At 68.6% G+C, this 17160-nt stretch carries 14 protein-coding genes; 8 read left to right on the forward strand and 6 right to left on the reverse strand.

What is annotated here, in order from left to right:
- Positions 1-4: 4 nt before the first annotated feature.
- Together ACXPWS_RS29700 and ACXPWS_RS29705 are read left to right on the forward strand one after the other, a co-directional pair.
- Positions 5-1357, forward strand: a complete 1353-nt coding sequence (locus tag ACXPWS_RS29700; protein ID WP_458710081.1) for a 3-oxoacyl-ACP reductase — start codon at positions 5-7, stop codon at positions 1355-1357.
- Positions 1357-2211 carry a MaoC/PaaZ C-terminal domain-containing protein gene (locus ACXPWS_RS29705; protein WP_458710082.1) on the forward strand — a complete coding sequence of 285 codons (855 nt, stop codon included), beginning with the start codon at positions 1357-1359 and terminating at the stop codon, positions 2209-2211. Before ACXPWS_RS29700 ends, ACXPWS_RS29705 begins: the two co-directional genes overlap by 1 nt.
- Positions 2212-2214: 3 nt before the next feature.
- On the opposite strand, the gene ACXPWS_RS29710 is transcribed toward ACXPWS_RS29705, so the two are convergent.
- Positions 2215-2829 carry a TetR/AcrR family transcriptional regulator gene (locus tag ACXPWS_RS29710; protein WP_458710083.1) on the reverse strand — a complete coding sequence of 205 codons (615 nt, stop codon included), beginning with the start codon at positions 2827-2829 and terminating at the stop codon, positions 2215-2217.
- Between the two features lie 81 nt (positions 2830-2910).
- Here ACXPWS_RS29710 and ACXPWS_RS29715 point away from each other — a divergent pair, with 81 nt between their 5' ends.
- A complete protein-coding gene (locus ACXPWS_RS29715) occupies positions 2911-4212 on the forward strand; it encodes a type I glutamate--ammonia ligase (RefSeq protein WP_458710084.1) in 1302 nt (433 codons plus the stop codon).
- A 4-nt stretch (positions 4213-4216) separates the two neighbouring features.
- Positions 4217-5359 carry an amidohydrolase family protein gene (locus tag ACXPWS_RS29720; RefSeq protein ID WP_458710085.1) on the forward strand — a complete coding sequence of 381 codons (1143 nt, stop codon included), beginning with the start codon at positions 4217-4219 and terminating at the stop codon, positions 5357-5359.
- Here ACXPWS_RS29720 and ACXPWS_RS29725 read toward each other — a convergent pair.
- Together ACXPWS_RS29725 and ACXPWS_RS29730 are read right to left on the reverse strand one after the other, a co-directional pair.
- Positions 5349-6362 (reverse strand): alcohol dehydrogenase catalytic domain-containing protein, encoded by a 1014-nt coding sequence (locus tag ACXPWS_RS29725; protein WP_458710086.1) that lies wholly within the window; start codon positions 6360-6362, stop codon positions 5349-5351. The two genes, ACXPWS_RS29720 and ACXPWS_RS29725, sit on opposite strands and share 11 nt — an antisense overlap.
- A gap of 9 nt (positions 6363-6371) precedes the next feature.
- Positions 6372-7517: a glycoside hydrolase family 3 N-terminal domain-containing protein gene (locus tag ACXPWS_RS29730; protein WP_458710087.1), complete on the reverse strand. Its 1146-nt coding sequence runs from the start codon at positions 7515-7517 to the stop codon at positions 6372-6374.
- Between the two features lie 154 nt (positions 7518-7671).
- Here ACXPWS_RS29730 and ACXPWS_RS29735 point away from each other — a divergent pair, with 154 nt between their 5' ends.
- The gene (locus ACXPWS_RS29735) at positions 7672-8730 is read left to right on the forward strand and encodes a sulfate ABC transporter substrate-binding protein (RefSeq protein WP_458710088.1); all 1059 of its coding nucleotides are present in this window, start codon (positions 7672-7674) and stop codon (positions 8728-8730) included.
- Positions 8727-10454, forward strand: coding sequence for a SulP family inorganic anion transporter (locus ACXPWS_RS29740; RefSeq protein ID WP_458710089.1), 1728 nt, complete (start codon positions 8727-8729; stop codon positions 10452-10454). The genes ACXPWS_RS29735 and ACXPWS_RS29740 overlap by 4 nt, the downstream gene beginning before the upstream one ends.
- A 3-nt stretch (positions 10455-10457) precedes the next feature.
- Here ACXPWS_RS29740 and ACXPWS_RS29745 read toward each other — a convergent pair whose 3' ends face one another.
- On the reverse strand, positions 10458-10751 hold the full coding sequence (locus ACXPWS_RS29745) for a hypothetical protein (protein WP_458710090.1): 294 nt from the start codon (positions 10749-10751) through the stop codon (positions 10458-10460).
- 30 nt (positions 10752-10781) lie between these two features.
- Here ACXPWS_RS29745 and ACXPWS_RS29750 point away from each other — a divergent pair, with 30 nt between their 5' ends.
- Together ACXPWS_RS29750 and ACXPWS_RS29755 are read left to right on the forward strand one after the other, a co-directional pair.
- Positions 10782-10955 carry a DUF2613 domain-containing protein gene (locus tag ACXPWS_RS29750; protein ID WP_064961435.1) on the forward strand — a complete coding sequence of 58 codons (174 nt, stop codon included), beginning with the start codon at positions 10782-10784 and terminating at the stop codon, positions 10953-10955.
- A gap of 94 nt (positions 10956-11049) precedes the next feature.
- Positions 11050-15189, forward strand: a complete 4140-nt coding sequence (locus tag ACXPWS_RS29755; RefSeq protein ID WP_458710091.1) for an alpha-(1->3)-arabinofuranosyltransferase — start codon at positions 11050-11052, stop codon at positions 15187-15189.
- On the opposite strand, the gene ACXPWS_RS29760 is transcribed toward ACXPWS_RS29755, so the two are convergent.
- Positions 15161-16177, reverse strand: coding sequence for a PDR/VanB family oxidoreductase (locus ACXPWS_RS29760; protein WP_458713744.1), 1017 nt, complete (start codon positions 16175-16177; stop codon positions 15161-15163). The genes ACXPWS_RS29755 and ACXPWS_RS29760 overlap by 29 nt on opposite strands.
- Before the next feature lie 47 nt (positions 16178-16224).
- On the reverse strand, positions 16225-17121 hold the full coding sequence (locus tag ACXPWS_RS29765; RefSeq protein WP_458710092.1) for a metal-dependent hydrolase: 897 nt from the start codon (positions 17119-17121) through the stop codon (positions 16225-16227).
- Between the last annotated feature and the right edge of the window lie 39 nt (positions 17122-17160).

Consider the following 17160-nt stretch of genomic DNA (forward strand, 5'->3'; position numbering starts at 1 on the left):
TCCCATGGCTTCCGATTTGTTCACCCAAGTGGTCAACTCCGGGCCCGGATCGTTCCTGGCCAAGCAACTGGGCGTACCCCAGCCCGAAACCCTGCGTCGTTACCGGGCGGGCCAGCCGCCGCTGGCCGGCTCGCTGCTGATCGGCGGCGACGGGCGGGTGGTGGAACCGCTGCGCACCGCCCTCGCCGACGACTACGACGTCGTCTCCAACAACATCGGTGGCCGCTGGGCCGACTCGTTCGGCGGGCTGGTGTTCGACGCGACCGGCATCACCGAGCCGACCGGGCTCAAGGCGCTCTACGAGTTCTTCACCCCGGTGCTGCGCAACCTGGGCGCGTCCGGTCGCGTCGTCGTCATCGGGACCACCCCGTCGGAGACCGCCACCGCCCATGAGCACATCGTGCAGCGCGCGCTGGAGGGCTTCACCCGCTCGCTGGGCAAGGAACTGCAGCGCGGCTCGACGGTGTCGCTGGTGTATCTGGCCGCCGACGCGAAACCGGCCGCCACCGGTCTGGAATCCACCCTGCGGTTCATCCTGTCCGGTAAATCCGCGTACGTGGACGGCCAGGTGTACCGGGTCGGCGCAGCCGATTCGGTGCCGCCGGCCGACTGGGACAAGCCGCTGGCCGGCAAGGTCGCCGTGGTGACCGGTGCGGCCCGCGGTATCGGCGCGACCATCGCCGAGGTGTTCGCGCGCGACGGCGCCGCCGTCGTCGCGGTCGACGTCCCGCAGGCCGAAGAGGCCCTGCAGCAGACGGCCGCCAAGGTCGGCGGGACCGCCCTGGCGCTCGACGTGACCGCCGCCGACGCGGTGGACAAGATCATCGCCCACGTCACCGAGCACCATCGCGGCAAGGTCGACGTGCTGGTGAACAACGCCGGCATCACCCGCGACAAGCTGCTGGCCAATATGGACGAATCCCGCTGGGACTCCGTCGTCGCGGTGAATCTCCTTGCGCCGCTGAATCTCACCGAAGGCCTGGTCGCGGCGGGCGCCCTCGGTGAGGGCGGCCGGGTGGTCGGACTGTCCTCGATGGCCGGTATCGCCGGCAACCGCGGGCAGACCAACTACGCGACGACGAAGGCGGGCATGATCGGCATCGCCGAGACGCTGGCGCCCAGCCTGGGCGAGAAGGGCATCACCATCAACGCGGTGGCGCCCGGTTTCATCGAGACCAAGATGACCGAGGCGATCCCGGTGGCCACCCGTGAGGTGGGCCGCCGGCTGAACTCGCTGTTCCAGGGCGGCCAGCCCGTCGATGTCGCCGAGCTCATCGCCTACTTCGCCAGCCCGGCGTCGAACGCGGTGACCGGCAACACGATCCGGGTCTGCGGCCAGGCCCTGCTGGGGGCGTGATGAGCGACCAACCCAACGGCCTGCTCAACATGGCGCGAGCGGTGGCCGGTGCGCTGCCGTTCGTGCCGCGCGGTGGCCTCTCCGGCGGTCTGCCGGACCGGACCGTGCACGTACCCGACGTCCGGATCGACGCGGCCAACGTCGCGGCGTATGCCGGGGTGACGGGGCTGAAGTTCGGTGACACGGTACCGCTGACCTATCCGTTCGCACTGACCTTCCCGACCGTGATGTCGCTGGTCACCGGATTTGATTTCCCCTTCCCCGCAATGGGTTCGGTGCACATCGAGAACCGCATCACCCAGTACCGGCCGATCGCGGTCAGCGACGTGGTGGACGTGGCGGTGCACGCGGAGAACCTGCGCGAGCATCGCAAGGGTCTGCTCGTCGACATCGTCACCGAGCTCAAGATCGGCAACGAGGTGGCCTGGCATCAGGTGACGACATTCCTGAACCAGCAGCGCACCAGCCTGTCCGGCGAGCCCCGTCCGGAACCGGCCGCACAGCCCAAGCTGCCACCGCCGAATGCGGTGCTGAGCATCACACCCGGACAGATCCGGTCCTACGCCTCGATCGGCGGCGACCACAACCCGATCCACACGAACTCGTTGGGCGCCAAGCTGTTCGGCTTCCCGACGGTGATCGCGCACGGAATGTTCAGTGCCGCGGCGGTGCTGGGCAATATCGAGGGTCAGTTACCGGAAGCGGTGAGCTACTCGGTGAAGTTCGGCAAGCCGGTGCTGCTTCCGGCCAAGGCCGGGCTGTGGGTGAACCGCGACGCAGCCGGCTGGGACCTGGCGCTGCGCCACTTGAAGAAGGGTTACCCGCACCTGACCGCGACGGTGCGCGGGCTCTGACCGCTACGCAGAGTCCGCCGATTTTTCCGACGGCCGGCCCTTCAGTCCGCGCCAGAACAGGTTGATCATCAACTCGGTGGCGTCGGCGACGTCGGCGTCGCCCGTACTCACCCGGTCGGCGATCGCCTCGCCGGCGCCCACCAGTGCGACGGCCATCATGTTGAAATCGGCATCCGGCTCCGGATGTCGGGTGCCCGACTGCAGCAGCCTGCCGACCAGTTCGATGATCCGCTCGCGACCTTCGCGCACGGTATGGGCGAACGCCTGGGAACTGGTCGCCTGGCTGTAGAGCACGATCCAGGACGACCGGTTCTTGTCGATATAGCCGAGGAACGCACCCACCGCGTTGCGCAGCATGTCTTTCGGGCTCAGCGTGAAATCGATGTCACCGCGCACCACATCGACGAACCGGTTCAGCTCGCGATCCAGACACGCCCCGAACAGTTCTTCCTTGGAGCCGTAGTACAGATACAACATCGGCTTGGAGATCTGAGCCTGTCCGGCGATGGCGTCCATCGACGTCTCGTGATAGCCGTTGATCGAGAACATCTGCACGGCGGCGTCGAGCATCTGCTGCTCACGCACCGCGCGCGGCAACCGCTTCGTTCCACCTGCCATTCGTCCAGGGTATGCAATGACCAGCGCGATTCCCGAATTCGGGCGGTAATCTCGCCGGACAACGCATTCTCGGGAGTCCCGATGACCAATGAGACCCAACTGCGAGCCGACGGCGTACGACTCGTCGCCGGTTCGCTCACCGACCTGGCGGGCGTCACCCGGGCCAAGTACGTGCCTGTCGACCGGCTGGGCGCATTCACGCAGGCCGGGATGGGTGTGTCGCCGTCATGGAGCGTGTTCTGCGTCGACAGCACCATCGCCTTCACACCGAGTCTCGGCGTGGTCGGTGATCAGCGATTGCGTATCGATCCTGTTGACCTGCACCTGATCGGCGACGGGGTCGCCTGGGCACCCGCCGTCCTGGGTGATCAGGCAGGCGAACCGGCGGCGTTGTGCGTGCGGTCGTTGCTGCGCACCAAGGAAGCCACCCTGCTGCGGCACGGCCTGACCGCCCAGGTGGGCGCCGAGCTGGAATTCACCCTGCTCTCACCCGAGCGTGGGCACGCCACCGTCGACCCGTGGTCGCCCTACGGCATCAGACCATCGCTGGAACAGGCTGCCTTCCTGACCGATCTGGTCGTCGCCGCCGAACGGGCCGGACTACCCATCGACCAGGTGCACACCGAGTACGGCCGGGACCAGGTCGAGATCTCGGTGACGCCGTTGCCTCCCGTCGCTGCGGCCGACGCGGTGATCCTCGCCCGAATCGTGATCGGACGGACCGCCGCGCGGCACGGGATGAAGGTGTCGTTTTCTCCGGTCCCGTTCGAGGGCGAGGCCGGCAACGGCGCACACCTGCACATGTCCCTGGCCGACCGGCAAGGGCCGCTCTTCTCCGGCGGTACCGATCCACACCGGATGCGGCCCGCGGGTGCGGCAGCGATCGGCGGCGTCCTGGACAGCTTGCCGGATCTGCTTGGCGTCTATGCCGGTTCGGTGTTGTCGGCCACCAGACTCAAGCCTGGCAACTGGGCGGGGGCGGCGTGCTGCTGGGGGCTGGAGAACCGGGAGGCGGCGGTGCGCTTCATCGCCGATACCCCGGGCAATCCCCACGGCGCCAACGTGGAGCTGAAGATCGTCGACCCCAGCGCCAACCCCTACCTGGCCGTGCTCGCCTTCCTGGGCAGCGCGCTGCGCGGCATCGAGGAGGATCTGCCGCTACCGGCCGAAGTTCCCGACAATCCCGCGGGAAAGGTCGAACCGCTTCGGGCCGAGCAGGCGACCGTCCTCGATGCCCTCGAAAACTCGCATACCGCAGCCGATCTCCTCACCGCCGACGTCATCAATGCACTACTGGCGGTGCGGCGGTACGAACAGCAAACCTACGGGGATCGACCGGTAGCCGAGACCTGCGCGGCGTTGCGTCTGGCGTGGAGTTGCTGACCGGATGGACGTTTTCGACGGTGTCGAGGTGCCCGCCGCCCTGGCCGATCATCTGCGCCACATACAACTGATCGACCATCACGTACACGGCGTGTTCGACCAGCCGGTCGACCGATCCGGTTTCGAAGCAGCCCTCAACGAGGCCTCGACGGATCCCGTGCCGGCCTTCATGTCCCAGTTCGATTCTCCGCTGGGCCTTTCCATCCGGCGTTGGTGTGCACCGCTGCTGGGATTGAACACGCTGGCCGACGCCGACACGTACTGGCGGCGCAGGGCCGAACTGACTCCGTGTCAACTCGCCGAACTGCTGCTGCCCGCGGCCGGCGTCGCGCACTGGATCGTCGACACCGGATACCAGGGCCAACTCGTCACCACCCCCCAGCGTCTCACCGAACTCAGCGGCCGCCCGTCATCGTCGATTCTTCGGCTGGAACGGCTCGCCGAAGAACTACTGAACGACGGCATCGCCCCGGAAGCGTTCCCCGACGCCTTCCGGGCGACCCTGCGCCAGGCGCTCGACGATCCGGACACGTTGGGCGCCAAGACGATCTGCGCCTACCGCACCGGGTTTGACATCGACTGGTCACGTCCGTCCGATGCGGCGGTGATCGAGCATGCCCGAGCGCACCGGTCCAGGCTGGACAGCCCGGTGCTGGTGTCGTTCGGGGTGCACGAGGCCGCCGACCGCGGGCTCCCGGTGCAGGTGCACGTGGGTTTCGGGGACCGCGATCTGGATCTGCACCGCACCGATCCATTACTGCTGCTACCGCTGCTGCGCAGGATGCCGCCCGTGCCGGTACTCCTGTTGCACTGCTACCCGTACCACCGACAGGCCGGGTACCTGGCCCAGGCTTTCGACCACGTGAACTTCGATGTGGGACTTGCCATCAACTTCCTGGGGACCCGGTCGACGGCCTTGGTGGCCGAAGCCCTGGAGACCGCACCGTTCGCCAAACAGCTGTACTCGTCGGACGCGTTCGGTCCACCAGAGCTGCACCTGCTGGGCTCGGTACTGTGGCGCCGCGCCATGGGTGTCGCCTTGGGCGGTTGGGTCAGCCGCGGCGACTGCACCGTCGGCGACGCGATCCGGATCGTCGACATGATCGGCGTCCACAATGCCGCCCGGGTGTACGGGCTCAGATCGTGATGACCCCGCGGTACCGGGCGCGTCCGTGCTCCATGGCCGCGTAGGCCTCGGCCGCCTGGTCCAGCGGATACTCCTGAATCTGGGCCCGAACATTGTGCAGGACAGCGAAATTCATGGTGTCTTCGACGTCGGCGGCGGTCCCGGACGGGTGCCCGGCGACGGTGAGCGCCGGGGTGATGAGATCCAGCGGGCTGATGGGCAGCGGGTCCGCGGACACGCCGATGACGATCAGCTCACCGCGCGGATTCAGCCCTCCCACCGTCTGGCCGATGGCCGCGGCGTTGGCAGCGGTGGCCAGCACCACCGCGACACCGCCGAGCGCGCGCAGTGACTCGCTGACATCACCTGCCGTCGAGTCGACGTAGTGGTGGGCGCCGAACCGGCGGGCGTCCTCGGCCTTGTCGGCACCGCGTGCCACGGCGACGGTCTCGAAGCCCATCGCACGCGCGAATTGGATGCCGAGGTGTCCCAGCCCGCCGACGCCGAGAACGGCGACCCGATCACCGGCGAGCGCGTGCGTCGAGCGCAGCGCGTGATAGACGGTGACGCCGGCGCAACTCATCGGCGCCGCGTCGACGAACGACAGGGCCTGGGGGATGCGCGCCAGCGCGGTGGCCGGCGCGGTGACCGACTGGGCGTACCCACCCGGGTACTGCCAGCTGGGCACCTGCCCGTTCTCGCAGTGGATGAACTGGCCTTTGCGGCACTGCCCGCAGTGGTTGCAGTTGCCACCGAACCAGCCGACCGCAACCCGGTCACCGACGGCGAAACCCTCGACACCCGAACCGATTTCGGCGATGGTGCCGGCGATCTCGTGGCCAGGGGTCAGCGGCCACGTCATACCGGGAAAGTGCCCGCTGACGAATTCACGGTCCGCGCCGCACACACCGCAGGCGGCCACGTCGATGCGGACATGCCCGGGTGGCGGCGAGGACGTCGGGACATCCACGAGTTCCAACGGGCCCTGAGCCGCACCGACATGGACTGCGCGATGTGTGGTCACGCCATCAGATTATCCACATTTCATCGCGGCGAGACGCGCAAGTGAAGCATCCACCGCGGGCACCGCGAGTTGTCCCGCGTTGACCGACTTCTCCAGATGGTCCAGGACCGCGGGCACCTCACCGGTGGTCACCCACAGTGCGATATCGGCCCCGGCCTGCAGCGCCCGCAGCACCGCCTCGGACACGCCGTACCGTGCGCTGATAGCCGCCATGCTGGACAGATCGTCGGTGAACACCACACCGTTGAAACCGGGACCGCCGTACCCACCCGAGCGCAGCAGGTCGTAGGCCGGCTTGCTGAGACTGGCCGGGTCACTGCCGGTCAGTCCCGGCACCTGCAGGTGCCCGACCATCACCGCGACTCCGGGTTGGGTGGTCAGTGTCGCGTACGGCACCAGGTCGTCGGTCTTGAGCTGTTCCAGCGGCGGGGTGGTGACACCACCGGTGTGCGAATCACCGGAGCCGTGCCCGTGTCCCGGGAAGTGCTTGAGCACCGGCATGACGCCGCCGTCGCGCAACCCGCGGGCGTAGGCGCCTGCGTACTCGGTGACCTTGACCGGGTCCGACCCGAACGACCGGTCCCCGATCACCTCGTCGTCGGGCTCGTCGGTGACATCGACGACGGGCGCGAAGTCGACGGTGATGCCGAGACCGCGCAACGCCTGACCGCGTTGCAGCGCAATCTGATACACCTCATCGGCCGTCTTGGTCTGGGCCAGCACCCGCGGGGAGGGCTGCGCGCCGATCAGGCCGGCCAGCCGCGATACCCGGCCGCCCTCCTCGTCGACACTGACCGCCAGCGGCAACGCGGAGGCGGCGTCGGTGACGCCCTTCAGCGATTCGCCGAAGATCGACTTGTCGGTCCAGCTGCCGATGAAGATGCCCCCGACGTGATAGTTCGTCACCACCGCTTTGGCATCCGCGGCGTCGGTCACCCCCACCATCAGCAGCTGCGCCAACTTCTCCCGGATCGGAAGTGCGGCGACATCCCCGCACAGCGGCAGCGCCTGCGACGGCGCGGGAGCCAGCGGCATGCTCGTGGACGCCGGGGTCACGCTGCTGGTCGCCGGCGACGCCGCCGGTTGCGAGTGCGAGCACCCGAGCAATAGTCCGGACAACGCTGTCAGGGCACACAGGGTGCGGGTCACCGGCATGCCCACAGACCTTAGTCGGCGCACAGCACCGCTCCGGAGAACACCTGAGAGCGGCCACAACCGGGCTTTGCAATCACACAGATTCGGGTCGGTGCCCTGCGCCCCGTCCGCCGCTAACGTCAGGCGCCTATCGCTGCAGATCAGGGGGTTGCCAATGAGCGAGGCCGAAAACGGGCCAGGGAAGCGGCCGGGCCGCATCCCGGTGCTCAACATCGTCGGCGTGGCGGCGATCCTGCTCGCCGGTGTCCTGGTGACGGTGAAGAACCTGCCCGACGACACCCCCAACCAACTGCTCAACGTGTCCTACGACCCCACCCGAGAGGTGTACGCGGCCCTGGACAAACAGTTCATCGAGCAGCACAGCGGCCCATTGGAGATCAAACAGTCCCACGGCGGATCGGGGCGACAGGCCCGCAATGTCATCGACGGCACCGAACGCGCCAACGTGGTGTCGCTGGCGTTGGTCAGCGATGTCGAGGCATTGCACAAGCGCGGACTGATCGCCGACAATTGGCAGAAGCGGCTGCCCAACAACTCGGTGCCCTACACCTCCACCGTGGTGTTCGTGGTGCACAAGGGCAACCCGAAGGGCATCCACGACTGGCCCGACCTGGTGCGCGACGGAGTCTCGGTGGTGACGCCGAACCCGAAGACCTCCGGCAACGGTCAGCTCAGCTTCCTGGCCGCCTGGGGTTCGGTGACCACCCGCGACGGCACCCCGGAGCAGGCCCAGGATTATCTGCGCACGCTGTACCGACACGTCGCGGTGTTCGACGCCGGAGCCCGCACGTCGGCCGCCACCTTCGCCGACCAGAAGGTCGGTGACGTCCATCTGACATGGGAGAACGAGGCGCTGCGCGAGGTCGCAGCCAACTCCGGGGAGTTCGAGGTCGTCTATCCGCCGGTGAGCATCAAGGCCGAGCCAGCCGTGGCGTGGGTGGACGCCAACGACACGGATGCCACCACGCAAGCCAATGCGAAGGCCTACCTGCAGTACCTCTTCACCCCGCCGGCCCAGGAGTTGTTCGCCCAGTACGGCTATCGGCCGGTGCTGCCCGACGTGGCGGCCAAGCACACCGACACGCTGCCGAACATCACCCTGTTCCCGATCACCGCCATCGCCAAGGACTGGAACGACGCGCGGCAGCAGTTCTACGGCGACAACGGCATCTACGACACCATCTCTGCTCCGGCGAAGGCGGCCAACTCGTGAGCTATACCTCGACGCTGGCCCGCCGTGACCTGATCGCCGGCCTGACGGTGGCCGCCGTCGCGCTGCCGCAGGGCATCGCGTACGCGCTGATCGCCGGCGTAGACCCGAAGTACGGCGTCTACTCGGCCATCGTGGTGACCGCCGTCGCATCGGTGTTCGGGTCGTCCTCGCACCTGATCAACGGGCCCACCAGTGCGATCTCATTGCTGGTGTTCAGCTCGCTGGCATTCATCGACCCGGAGAACCGCACGCTGCTGTTCGAGGCGCTGTTCCTGCTCGGCATCCTGGTCGGCGTCATCCAGATCCTCATCGCCGTGCTCAAGCTGGGCGACCTGACCCGCTACATCTCCGAGTCGGTGATCATCGGCTTCATGGCCGCGGCGGCGCTGATCCTGGCCCTCGGCCAGATCGGCAACGCACTGGGCGTGAAGAGCAAGGGCGACGCGCACACCCCGATCCTGCAGAACGTGTATCTCACCGTGTTCCACGGCGACAAGATCAACCTGAAAGCGGTGTCCCTCAGCGTCTCGGCGATCGTGATCGCCGTCGTGCTGCGCCGGCTGGTCAAGCGGTACGGCCTGCCGCAGATCGACCTGCTGACCGTCCTGATCATCGCCGGGGTCATCGCCTTCCTGGCGGGATGGTCAACACCGGATGCCCACGGGAAGACCGCGGTGAACCTGGCGGCGAAGGTCCCGCAGAGCCTGCCCGGATTCCACATCCCGACCGTTGACCTGCACTCGCTGGCCGAGCTGTCCCAGGGCGCCTTGGCGATCGCGTTCATCGGGCTCATCGAGGCGCTGTCGATCGCGAAGGCCATCGCGCACCAGACCCAGCAGAAGATCGACTACAACCGGCAGATCCTGGCCGAGGGTCTGGCCAACCTGACCGGCGGGTTCTTCCAGAGCCTGCCCGGGTCCGGGTCGCTGTCCCGGTCGGCGATCAACCATCAGGCCGGCGCGGCCACCCGGCTCTCCGGCATCCTGGCCGCGGCCGCGGTCGCGGTGGCGCTGCTGTTGTTCGCCCCACTGCTGCACTACATCCCGCAGGCCGCGCTGGCCGGGCTGCTCCTGGTGACCGCGGCCCGGCTGGTCGATTTCCATCGGCTGTGGACGACGGTGAAAGCCTCCCGTTACGACGCGGGACTGGTGATCGTCACCGCACTCACCGGTGTGCTGGTGGATTTGGACAAGGCCGTGCTGCTCGGTATCGCCTTGTCGATTCTGCTGTTCGTTCCGCGGGCGGCCAAACTGACCGCCGCCGAACTGACGGTGACGCCGGAGCGGGTGGTGCGTGAACGGGTCTCAGGCGATACGGGTGATACGTCGATCGTGATCTACGACCTGGAAGGCGAATTGTTCTTCGGTGCCGCACCGGAGCTGGACCGCTACTTCGACACCCTGCGGGACCGGATCAAGGCCGAGGACATCGAGTTCGTGGTGCTGCGGCTCAAACGAGTGCGCCATCCCGACGCCGTCACCATCGAACGGCTGGAACATTTCGTCCGCGAGACCAACGGGCAGGGGGTGACGGTCCTGCTGGCCGGGGTGCGCCCGGACACGTGGAAGGTGCTGACCAACATCGGCTTCGGCGTGTGGTTCCCCGCCGAGCAGGTCTTCCCGGAGGAGGAGCAGGAGTTCTCGGCGACGCTGAAGGCCGTGCGGTATGCGAAAGCACGGTTGGAAAAGCGCGACGAGGACGCAGAGCTGTACTACCTGGTCTGACCGTCACCAGGTCTGCAGACGGCTGGCGATGCCGTGCGCCGTCAGCCAGCGTCGTTCACCGCCGGGCATGATGTCGGCCACCGCGGCGCACACCGCGTCGAGCACTTCCGCCTCGCCGCAGACTCCCAGGGCGTGCCGCAGCGCCGGAAAATGGGTTTGCTCCACCGTGACGGTGTATTCGTATCCCCCGAGGTGGGCGCGGTCGTACCCGCTGAACCTCAGGGCACCCGCGTCGTCGTAGCCGACCCACACGGTGGCACCGGCGCCACGCCAGAACTCCCGCTCAGCAGTCGTCATCCTCATATTGTCCCGTGCTAGGTTGGCCGCATGGATCGGTTCGTCGTGCCTGCCGCGGCCAGCATCGTCGTCGGCCTTTTGCTGGGTGCGGCGGCGATCTTCGGTGTGACGCTGATGATCCAGCAGGACACCAAGCCGCCGGTGCAGTCGGGTGACCCGGCGTCATCCGTGCTCAACCGCGTTGAATACGGCGACCGGGCCTAGCCCGGGGGCAACCGCCACACAGGGATGCGACCCCGTCGCTTCGCTCGCCCCTGGGTCTGCCACCGCCCCACTTCCCCGCCGCTGGCTGTGGCTGGTGGGCATCGTCTCGCTGGCCCTGTGCTTCGCGCAGTCCCCCGGCCTGGTCTCCCCCGACACCAAACTCGATCTCACCGCGAATCCGCTGCGGTTCCTGGCCCGGGCGGGCAACCTGTGGAACAGCGACCTGCCGTTCGGCCAGGCGCAGAACCAGGCCTACGGCTACTTGTTCCCGCACGGCGCCTTCTTCCTGCTCGGTGACCTGATCGGACTGCCCGGCTGGGTCACCCAGCGGCTGTGGTGGGCGTTGCTGCTGACCATCGGGTTCTGGGGTGTGCTGCGGGTCGCCGAGGTCCTGGGGATCGGCAATCCCACCTCCCGGATCATCGCGGCGACGGCGTTCGCCCTGTCCCCGCGGGTGCTGACCACCCTGGGCGCGATCTCTTCGGAGACGCTGCCGATGATGCTGGCGCCGTGGGTGCTGCTGCCGGTGATCCTGGTGATGCGCGGTGACCCCAGGGTCCGGACGCTGGCCGCCCGTTCGGCGGCGGCCGTCGCGCTGATGGGCGCGGTGAACGCCGTCGCCACCCTGACCGGCTGCCTGGCCGCGGTGATCTGGTGGGCGGCGCACCGCCCGAACAAGCAGTGGTGGCGTTTCACCGCGTGGTGGGCGCTGTGCACGGTGCTCGCCATCACCTGGTGGGCCGTCGCCCTGGTACTGCTGGGCCGGATCAGTCCGCCGTTCCTGGACTACATCGAATCCTCGGGCGTCACCACCAGCTGGCTGTCACTGACCGAGGTGCTGCGCGGCACCGACAGCTGGACCCCGTATGTCGCGACGACCGCGACGGCCGGGTCGTCGTTGGTCACCGGGTCGGTGGCCGTGCTGGCCACCACCCTGGTCGCGGCGGCCGGACTGGCCGGCCTGGCGCTGCGCACGATGCCGGCCCGGGGCCGGCTCATCGGCATCCTGCTGATCGGGATCGTCGCGCTGGCCGCGGGATACTCCGGCGGGCTCGGATCTCCGATCGCCCATCAGGTGCAGCTGTTCCTGGACGCCTCGGGTACGCCGCTGCGCAACGTGCACAAGCTCGAACCACTGATCCGGCTGCCGCTCACGCTGGGCCTGGCCCATCTGCTGGGCCGGGTTCCGTTGCCCGGCAGCGTGCCCCGCCGGGTCTGGCTACCCGCGTGGACGCATCCGGAGAGGGACCGCCGGGTGGCGGTGGCCATCGTGGTGCTGGCGGCGCTGGCCGCCGGCTCGTCGCTGGCCTGGACCGGGCGGCTCACCCCGCCCGGCAGTTTCAGCGCGATCCCGCAGTACTGGCATGACACGGCGCGCTGGCTCGACGAGCACAACACCGATCGGGGCCGCGTGCTGGTGGCGCCGGGGGCACCGTTCGCCACCCAGGTGTGGGGAAACACCCACGACGAACCGCTGCAGGTGCTCGCCGACTTTCCGTGGGGTGTGCGCGACTCCATCCCGCTGACACCACCGGAAACCATCCGCGCGCTGGATTCGGTGCAGCGCCTGTTCGCCGCCGGACGGCCGTCCGCAGGGCTGGCCGATACCCTTGCCCAGCAAGGTATTTCGTACCTGGTGGTGCGAAACGACCTGGATCCGGAGACGTCCCGGTCGGCGCGGCCACTGCTGGTGCATCGAGCCGTCGACCACTCCCCCGGACTGACCAGGGTGGCGGCGTTCGGCGAACCGGTCGGGCCCGGCCTGCTGGAGGGATTCATCGCCGACAGCGGGCTACGACCGCCGTATCCGGCGGTCGAGATCTACCGGGTAGACGGCGCGGCCCCCGGCCCGTATCTGGTGGACGCCGGCGCGATGGCCCGGGTCGACGGCGGCCCGGAAGCGCTGCTGCGCCTGGACGAGCGGCGCAGGTTGCTGAACAAACCGCCGCTGGGACCGATGCTGCTGACCGCCGACGCGCAGCGCGCCGGGCTGACCACCCCGTCCGTCATCGTCACCGACACCCCGCTGGCACGCGAGACCGACTACGGCCGGGTGGACAACCACTCCTCGGCCGTGCGCACCCCCGACGATCTCCGGCACACCTTCAACCGGGTGATGGACTACCCGGCGGGCACCGACCCGGTGCACGGCAAGTGGTTCGGCGGGCGTCTCACCGCATCCAGCTCCGCAGCGGATTCCACTGCGCTGCCCAATGTCTCGCCGTCGACGGGGCCGGCGGCAGCGATCGACGGAGATTCGTCGACGAGTTGGGTGTCCAATGCGTTGCAGACCGCGGTGGGTCAATGGCTGCAGGTCGACTTCGACCATCCGATCACCAACGCCTCGTTGACCATCACCCCGAGTGCCACCGCCGTCGGTGCGCAGGTGCGCCGGCTGGAGGTGTCCACCGCGACCGGCACCACCACGCTGCGATTCGATCAGCCGGGAAAGCCGCTGTCGGTGGCATTGCCCTACGGCGAGACCCCGTGGATGCGGATCACCGCGGTCGGCACCAATGACGGCTCCCCCGGCGTGCAGTTCGGGATCACGGATTTCTCGGTCACCCAGTACGACGCATCGGGTTTCGCCCATCCGGTGAACCTGCGCCATTCGGTGGAAGTCCCCGGCCCGCCTGCGGGTTCGGCTGCCGCACTGTGGGATCTGGGTTCTGAGCTGCAGGGCCAACCCGGTTGCGCGACGGCACCGGACGGGGTGCGGTGCGCGGCGGCGATGGCGTTGGCCCCCGAGGAGCCGGTGAACCTGAGCCGCACGCTGACAGTGCCTTCGGCCACCACGGTGACACCCACGGTATGGGTGCGGGCCCGCCAGGGTCCGCGGCTCGCCGACCTGATCGCCATGCCCGAGACCGCGCGCGCCACCGGCGACGCCGACCCGATCGACGTGCTGGGTTCGGCCTACGCCGCCGCCGACGGGGACCCGCATACCGCGTGGACGGCCCCGCAGAACGTGGTGCAGTTCAAGACGGCGCCCAGCGTCACCGTGAAGCTGCCCGCACCCGCGGAGGTCGCGGCGCTGATGCTGGCGCCCAGCTCCACGGCGCTGCCCGCACATCCGACCATGGTGGCCATCGATCTCGGTGACGGTCCTCAGGTGCGCCGACTGGCGGGCACCAAGACCCAGACCGTCGATCTCAAACCGCGGGTGACCGACACCATCACGGTGTCGATCCTGGACTGGCGCGACGTGATCGACCGCAACGCACTGGGTTTCGATCAGTTGAAGCCGCCAGGCCTGGCCGAGGTGACCGCACTGGACCGAGCCCACCGGCCCATCGCCGCGGCCGACGGTGTGGCCAACCGCGCCCGCACCATCGCGCTGCCGTGCGGGCAGGGGCCGATCATCGGCGTGGCCGGGCAGTTCGTCCAGAGCTCGGTCACCACCACCGTCGGTGCCCTGCTCGACGGCGAGCCCGTCGCCGCCCGCCCGTGCCAGGGCCGCCCGATCGCACTGCCGGCCGGCCAGCAAGAACTGTTGGTCAGTCCGGGCCCGTCCTTCTTCGTCGACGGAATCCAGCTGGCCACCCCGGATGCCGATCAATTGCGCAGCGCCCCAACGATTCCCGCGCAGCACGGGCAATGGGGACCGGATCGCCGCGAGGTCACCGTGGATGCGTCGGCTCAGGACCGGATCCTGGTGGTGCCCGAGAGCCGCAATCCCGGCTGGGTCGCGCACGCCGGCGGCGGTGACGCGCTGCGCCCGATCACCGTGAACGGCTGGCAACAGGGCTGGGTGATCCCGGCGGGCACCTCGGGACCCATCACGTTGACCTTCCCGTCGAACGCCGCCTACCGCGTCGGGCTGTTCGGCGGGCTGGCCCTGCTGCCCATCCTGGCTCTGCTTGCGCTGCTGCCCATCCGGCGTCCGCGCGCCGGCGAACCCGTCCGGCCCTGGCGGCCCGGTCCGCTCGTCACGGGCGCCGCCGTGCTGGCGGCCGGCGCGGTGATCAGTGGAGTCACCGGGGTCGCGGTGGTCGCGGCGGCGCTGGCCGTCCGGCACCTGTTGCGCGGTCGTCCGGCGTTACAGCAGTCGATCACCGTGGGCACCTGCGCCGTCGGGCTCATCGTCGCCGGCGCGGCGCTGTCGCGCTATCCGTGGCGATCGGTGGACGGTTACATCGGCCATTCGGCCGGGGTGCAACTGGTGGCACTGATCGCCGTGGCGATGCTGGCCGCTTCCGCAGTGCCTACGCGTCCAGCACGAGACGCGGTGTGACCGAACGCGATACGCAGGTCAGCATCGACGTCTGACGTTCGTCGTCGGTGAGCCGGTTGTCGCGGTGTTCGGGCGTGCCTGCCAATACCCCGATCTTGCAGGTACCGCAGAAGCCCTGCCTGCAGGAGTAGGCAATGTCGGGCCGCACCCTGGTCAGTGCCTGCAGGACGGTTTCGTCCGCCGCGACGTCCAGCACCTCGCCGGTGCTGGCCAGCTCGATCTCGAACGCGGTGCCGTCGATCACCGGGGCGGCGCTGAACCGTTCGAAATACAGTGCGGTCGCACCCGTTTCGCCGAACCCGTGCCGGACGGTCTCGATCATCGGTGGCGGTCCACAGACGTAGACCGCGCCGTCGCGGGGCGCGTGGGCCAACAGGTCGGCCGCGGTGGGGATGCCGTGCTCGTCGTCGAGGCGGATGGTGACCCGGGCCGGGTCCCACTGCCATATCTCGTCGAGGAACGGAATGGTGTCGACGCTGCGCCCGCAGTACACGAAATGCCAGTCGGTGCCCAGCCGCTGGGCGGCGCGCACCATCGGCAGGATCGGGGTGATGCCGATACCGCCGGCGAGGTACAGCACCCGCGGATGCGGGATGAACGGGAAGCCGTTGCGCGGTCCGCGCACCGTGACGGTGTCGCCTTCGGTGAGGGCGTGCATCTCCAGCGAGCCGCCACCCCCGTTGGGTATCTTGCGGACCGCGATGCGGTAACCGGAGCGATCCTGCGGGTCACCGCACAGCGAATACTGCCGCCGTCGCCCGGATGGCAGGTGCAGATCCAGGTGGCAGCCGGGCTGCCAGGCGGGCAGCTGCGCACCCGCGGGATCGGCGAATGTCAGTGCCACCACGTCGTTGTCGCTGGCGACGACGGCGCGTTTGGCCAGCACCAGGGTCATCGGATCGTCGGGGTTGCGCACCGCGCGCTGGTCGGCGTAGCCCTTGCGGGTCACCGGCCGCAGCCAGAAGCGGTCCAGCGCGGTGGCGATCATGTTGATGGCGCGGTCGTCGATCGGCGCCCCGACCGGCGGGACGTGCTTCACTGCGCCGGCGGCCGGGTGGCCGGCGAGGATGCCAGGTAGGCCACTGCCTGCGCGGTGTCACCGACGTCGCCTGGGTGATACCACGGCGAGAAGTACTGCAGGGCGCGGATGACCAGATGCCGCACCGGTGGCGTCACCCCGCGACGGGCAGATCCGAACAGCCTGCGCCACACCGCTTTACGCTGCCGGCGCGACAGCGCCACGTTGGGGTCGACCCGCATCAGGTAGCGGATGCCCTGCCAGATCAGATACAGCAGGATCGGCGCGACCACCGCCTGCGCGCGGACGCGGCGGAAGTAGCCGCCGTCGAAGTAGTGCAGGACGTCATGAGACACCATCCGGTGCTCGACTTCCTCGGCGCCGTGCCAGCGCAACAGGTCCAGCACCACCGGGTGCACGGTGGTGGCGTTCAGCCGGTCCGCGTTGAGCACCCAGTCGCCCAGGAACGCGAAGATGTGCTCGAGCGCGGCGATCACGGCAAGGCGTTCGACCAGGTAGTTGTGTGCCTCCTCGCCGGAGGTCTGGCGGGGGCCGAGCAGGGTGCCGAACACCCAGTTGGCACGCTCCACCATCGGCGCAGGATCGATCCCGTGCCGGTTCAGGTAGTCGTTGAGCCCCACGTGGGCGTTGGCGTGCATGGACTCCTGGCCCATGAAACCGATGACGTCCTCGCGCAGCTTCTCGTCCTCGATGTGCGGCAGCGCCTCCTTGAGCACGCTGATGAACCAGTCCTCACCGGCGGGCAGCAGCAGGCTCAGCCCGTTGTAGAGGTGGGTTGCCACCGGTTGTCCGTATACGTAGTGCGCGGGCACGGTGCTCAGGTCGAACTGCACGGGACGGGCGTGCAACGCAATGGCGGTGCCGTCCGGGGTGTCGGTCTGCAACAACTCCATCGACGGAACGGTACCCGCGGTACCGGATAAAGTCGATCC

Source organism: Mycobacterium sp. BMJ-28 (assembly GCF_054404835.1).

Coding starts and splice junctions, on each gene's coding strand:
- ACXPWS_RS29700 (WP_458710081.1), top strand. CDS start 5: ATGGCTTCCGATTTGTTCACCCAAGTGGTCAACTCCGGGCCCGGATCG.
- ACXPWS_RS29705 (WP_458710082.1), top strand. CDS start 1,357: ATGAGCGACCAACCCAACGGCCTGCTCAACATGGCGCGAGCGGTGGCC.
- ACXPWS_RS29710 (WP_458710083.1), bottom strand. CDS start 2,829: ATGGCAGGTGGAACGAAGCGGTTGCCGCGCGCGGTGCGTGAGCAGCAG.
- ACXPWS_RS29715 (WP_458710084.1), top strand. CDS start 2,911: ATGACCAATGAGACCCAACTGCGAGCCGACGGCGTACGACTCGTCGCC.
- ACXPWS_RS29720 (WP_458710085.1), top strand. CDS start 4,217: ATGGACGTTTTCGACGGTGTCGAGGTGCCCGCCGCCCTGGCCGATCAT.
- ACXPWS_RS29730 (WP_458710087.1), bottom strand. CDS start 7,517: ATGCCGGTGACCCGCACCCTGTGTGCCCTGACAGCGTTGTCCGGACTA.
- ACXPWS_RS29735 (WP_458710088.1), top strand. CDS start 7,672: ATGAGCGAGGCCGAAAACGGGCCAGGGAAGCGGCCGGGCCGCATCCCG.
- ACXPWS_RS29745 (WP_458710090.1), bottom strand. CDS start 10,751: ATGACGACTGCTGAGCGGGAGTTCTGGCGTGGCGCCGGTGCCACCGTG.
- ACXPWS_RS29750 (WP_064961435.1), top strand. CDS start 10,782: ATGGATCGGTTCGTCGTGCCTGCCGCGGCCAGCATCGTCGTCGGCCTT.
- ACXPWS_RS29760 (WP_458713744.1), bottom strand. CDS start 16,177: ATGATCGCCACCGCGCTGGACCGCTTCTGGCTGCGGCCGGTGACCCGC.
- ACXPWS_RS29765 (WP_458710092.1), bottom strand. CDS start 17,121: ATGGAGTTGTTGCAGACCGACACCCCGGACGGCACCGCCATTGCGTTG.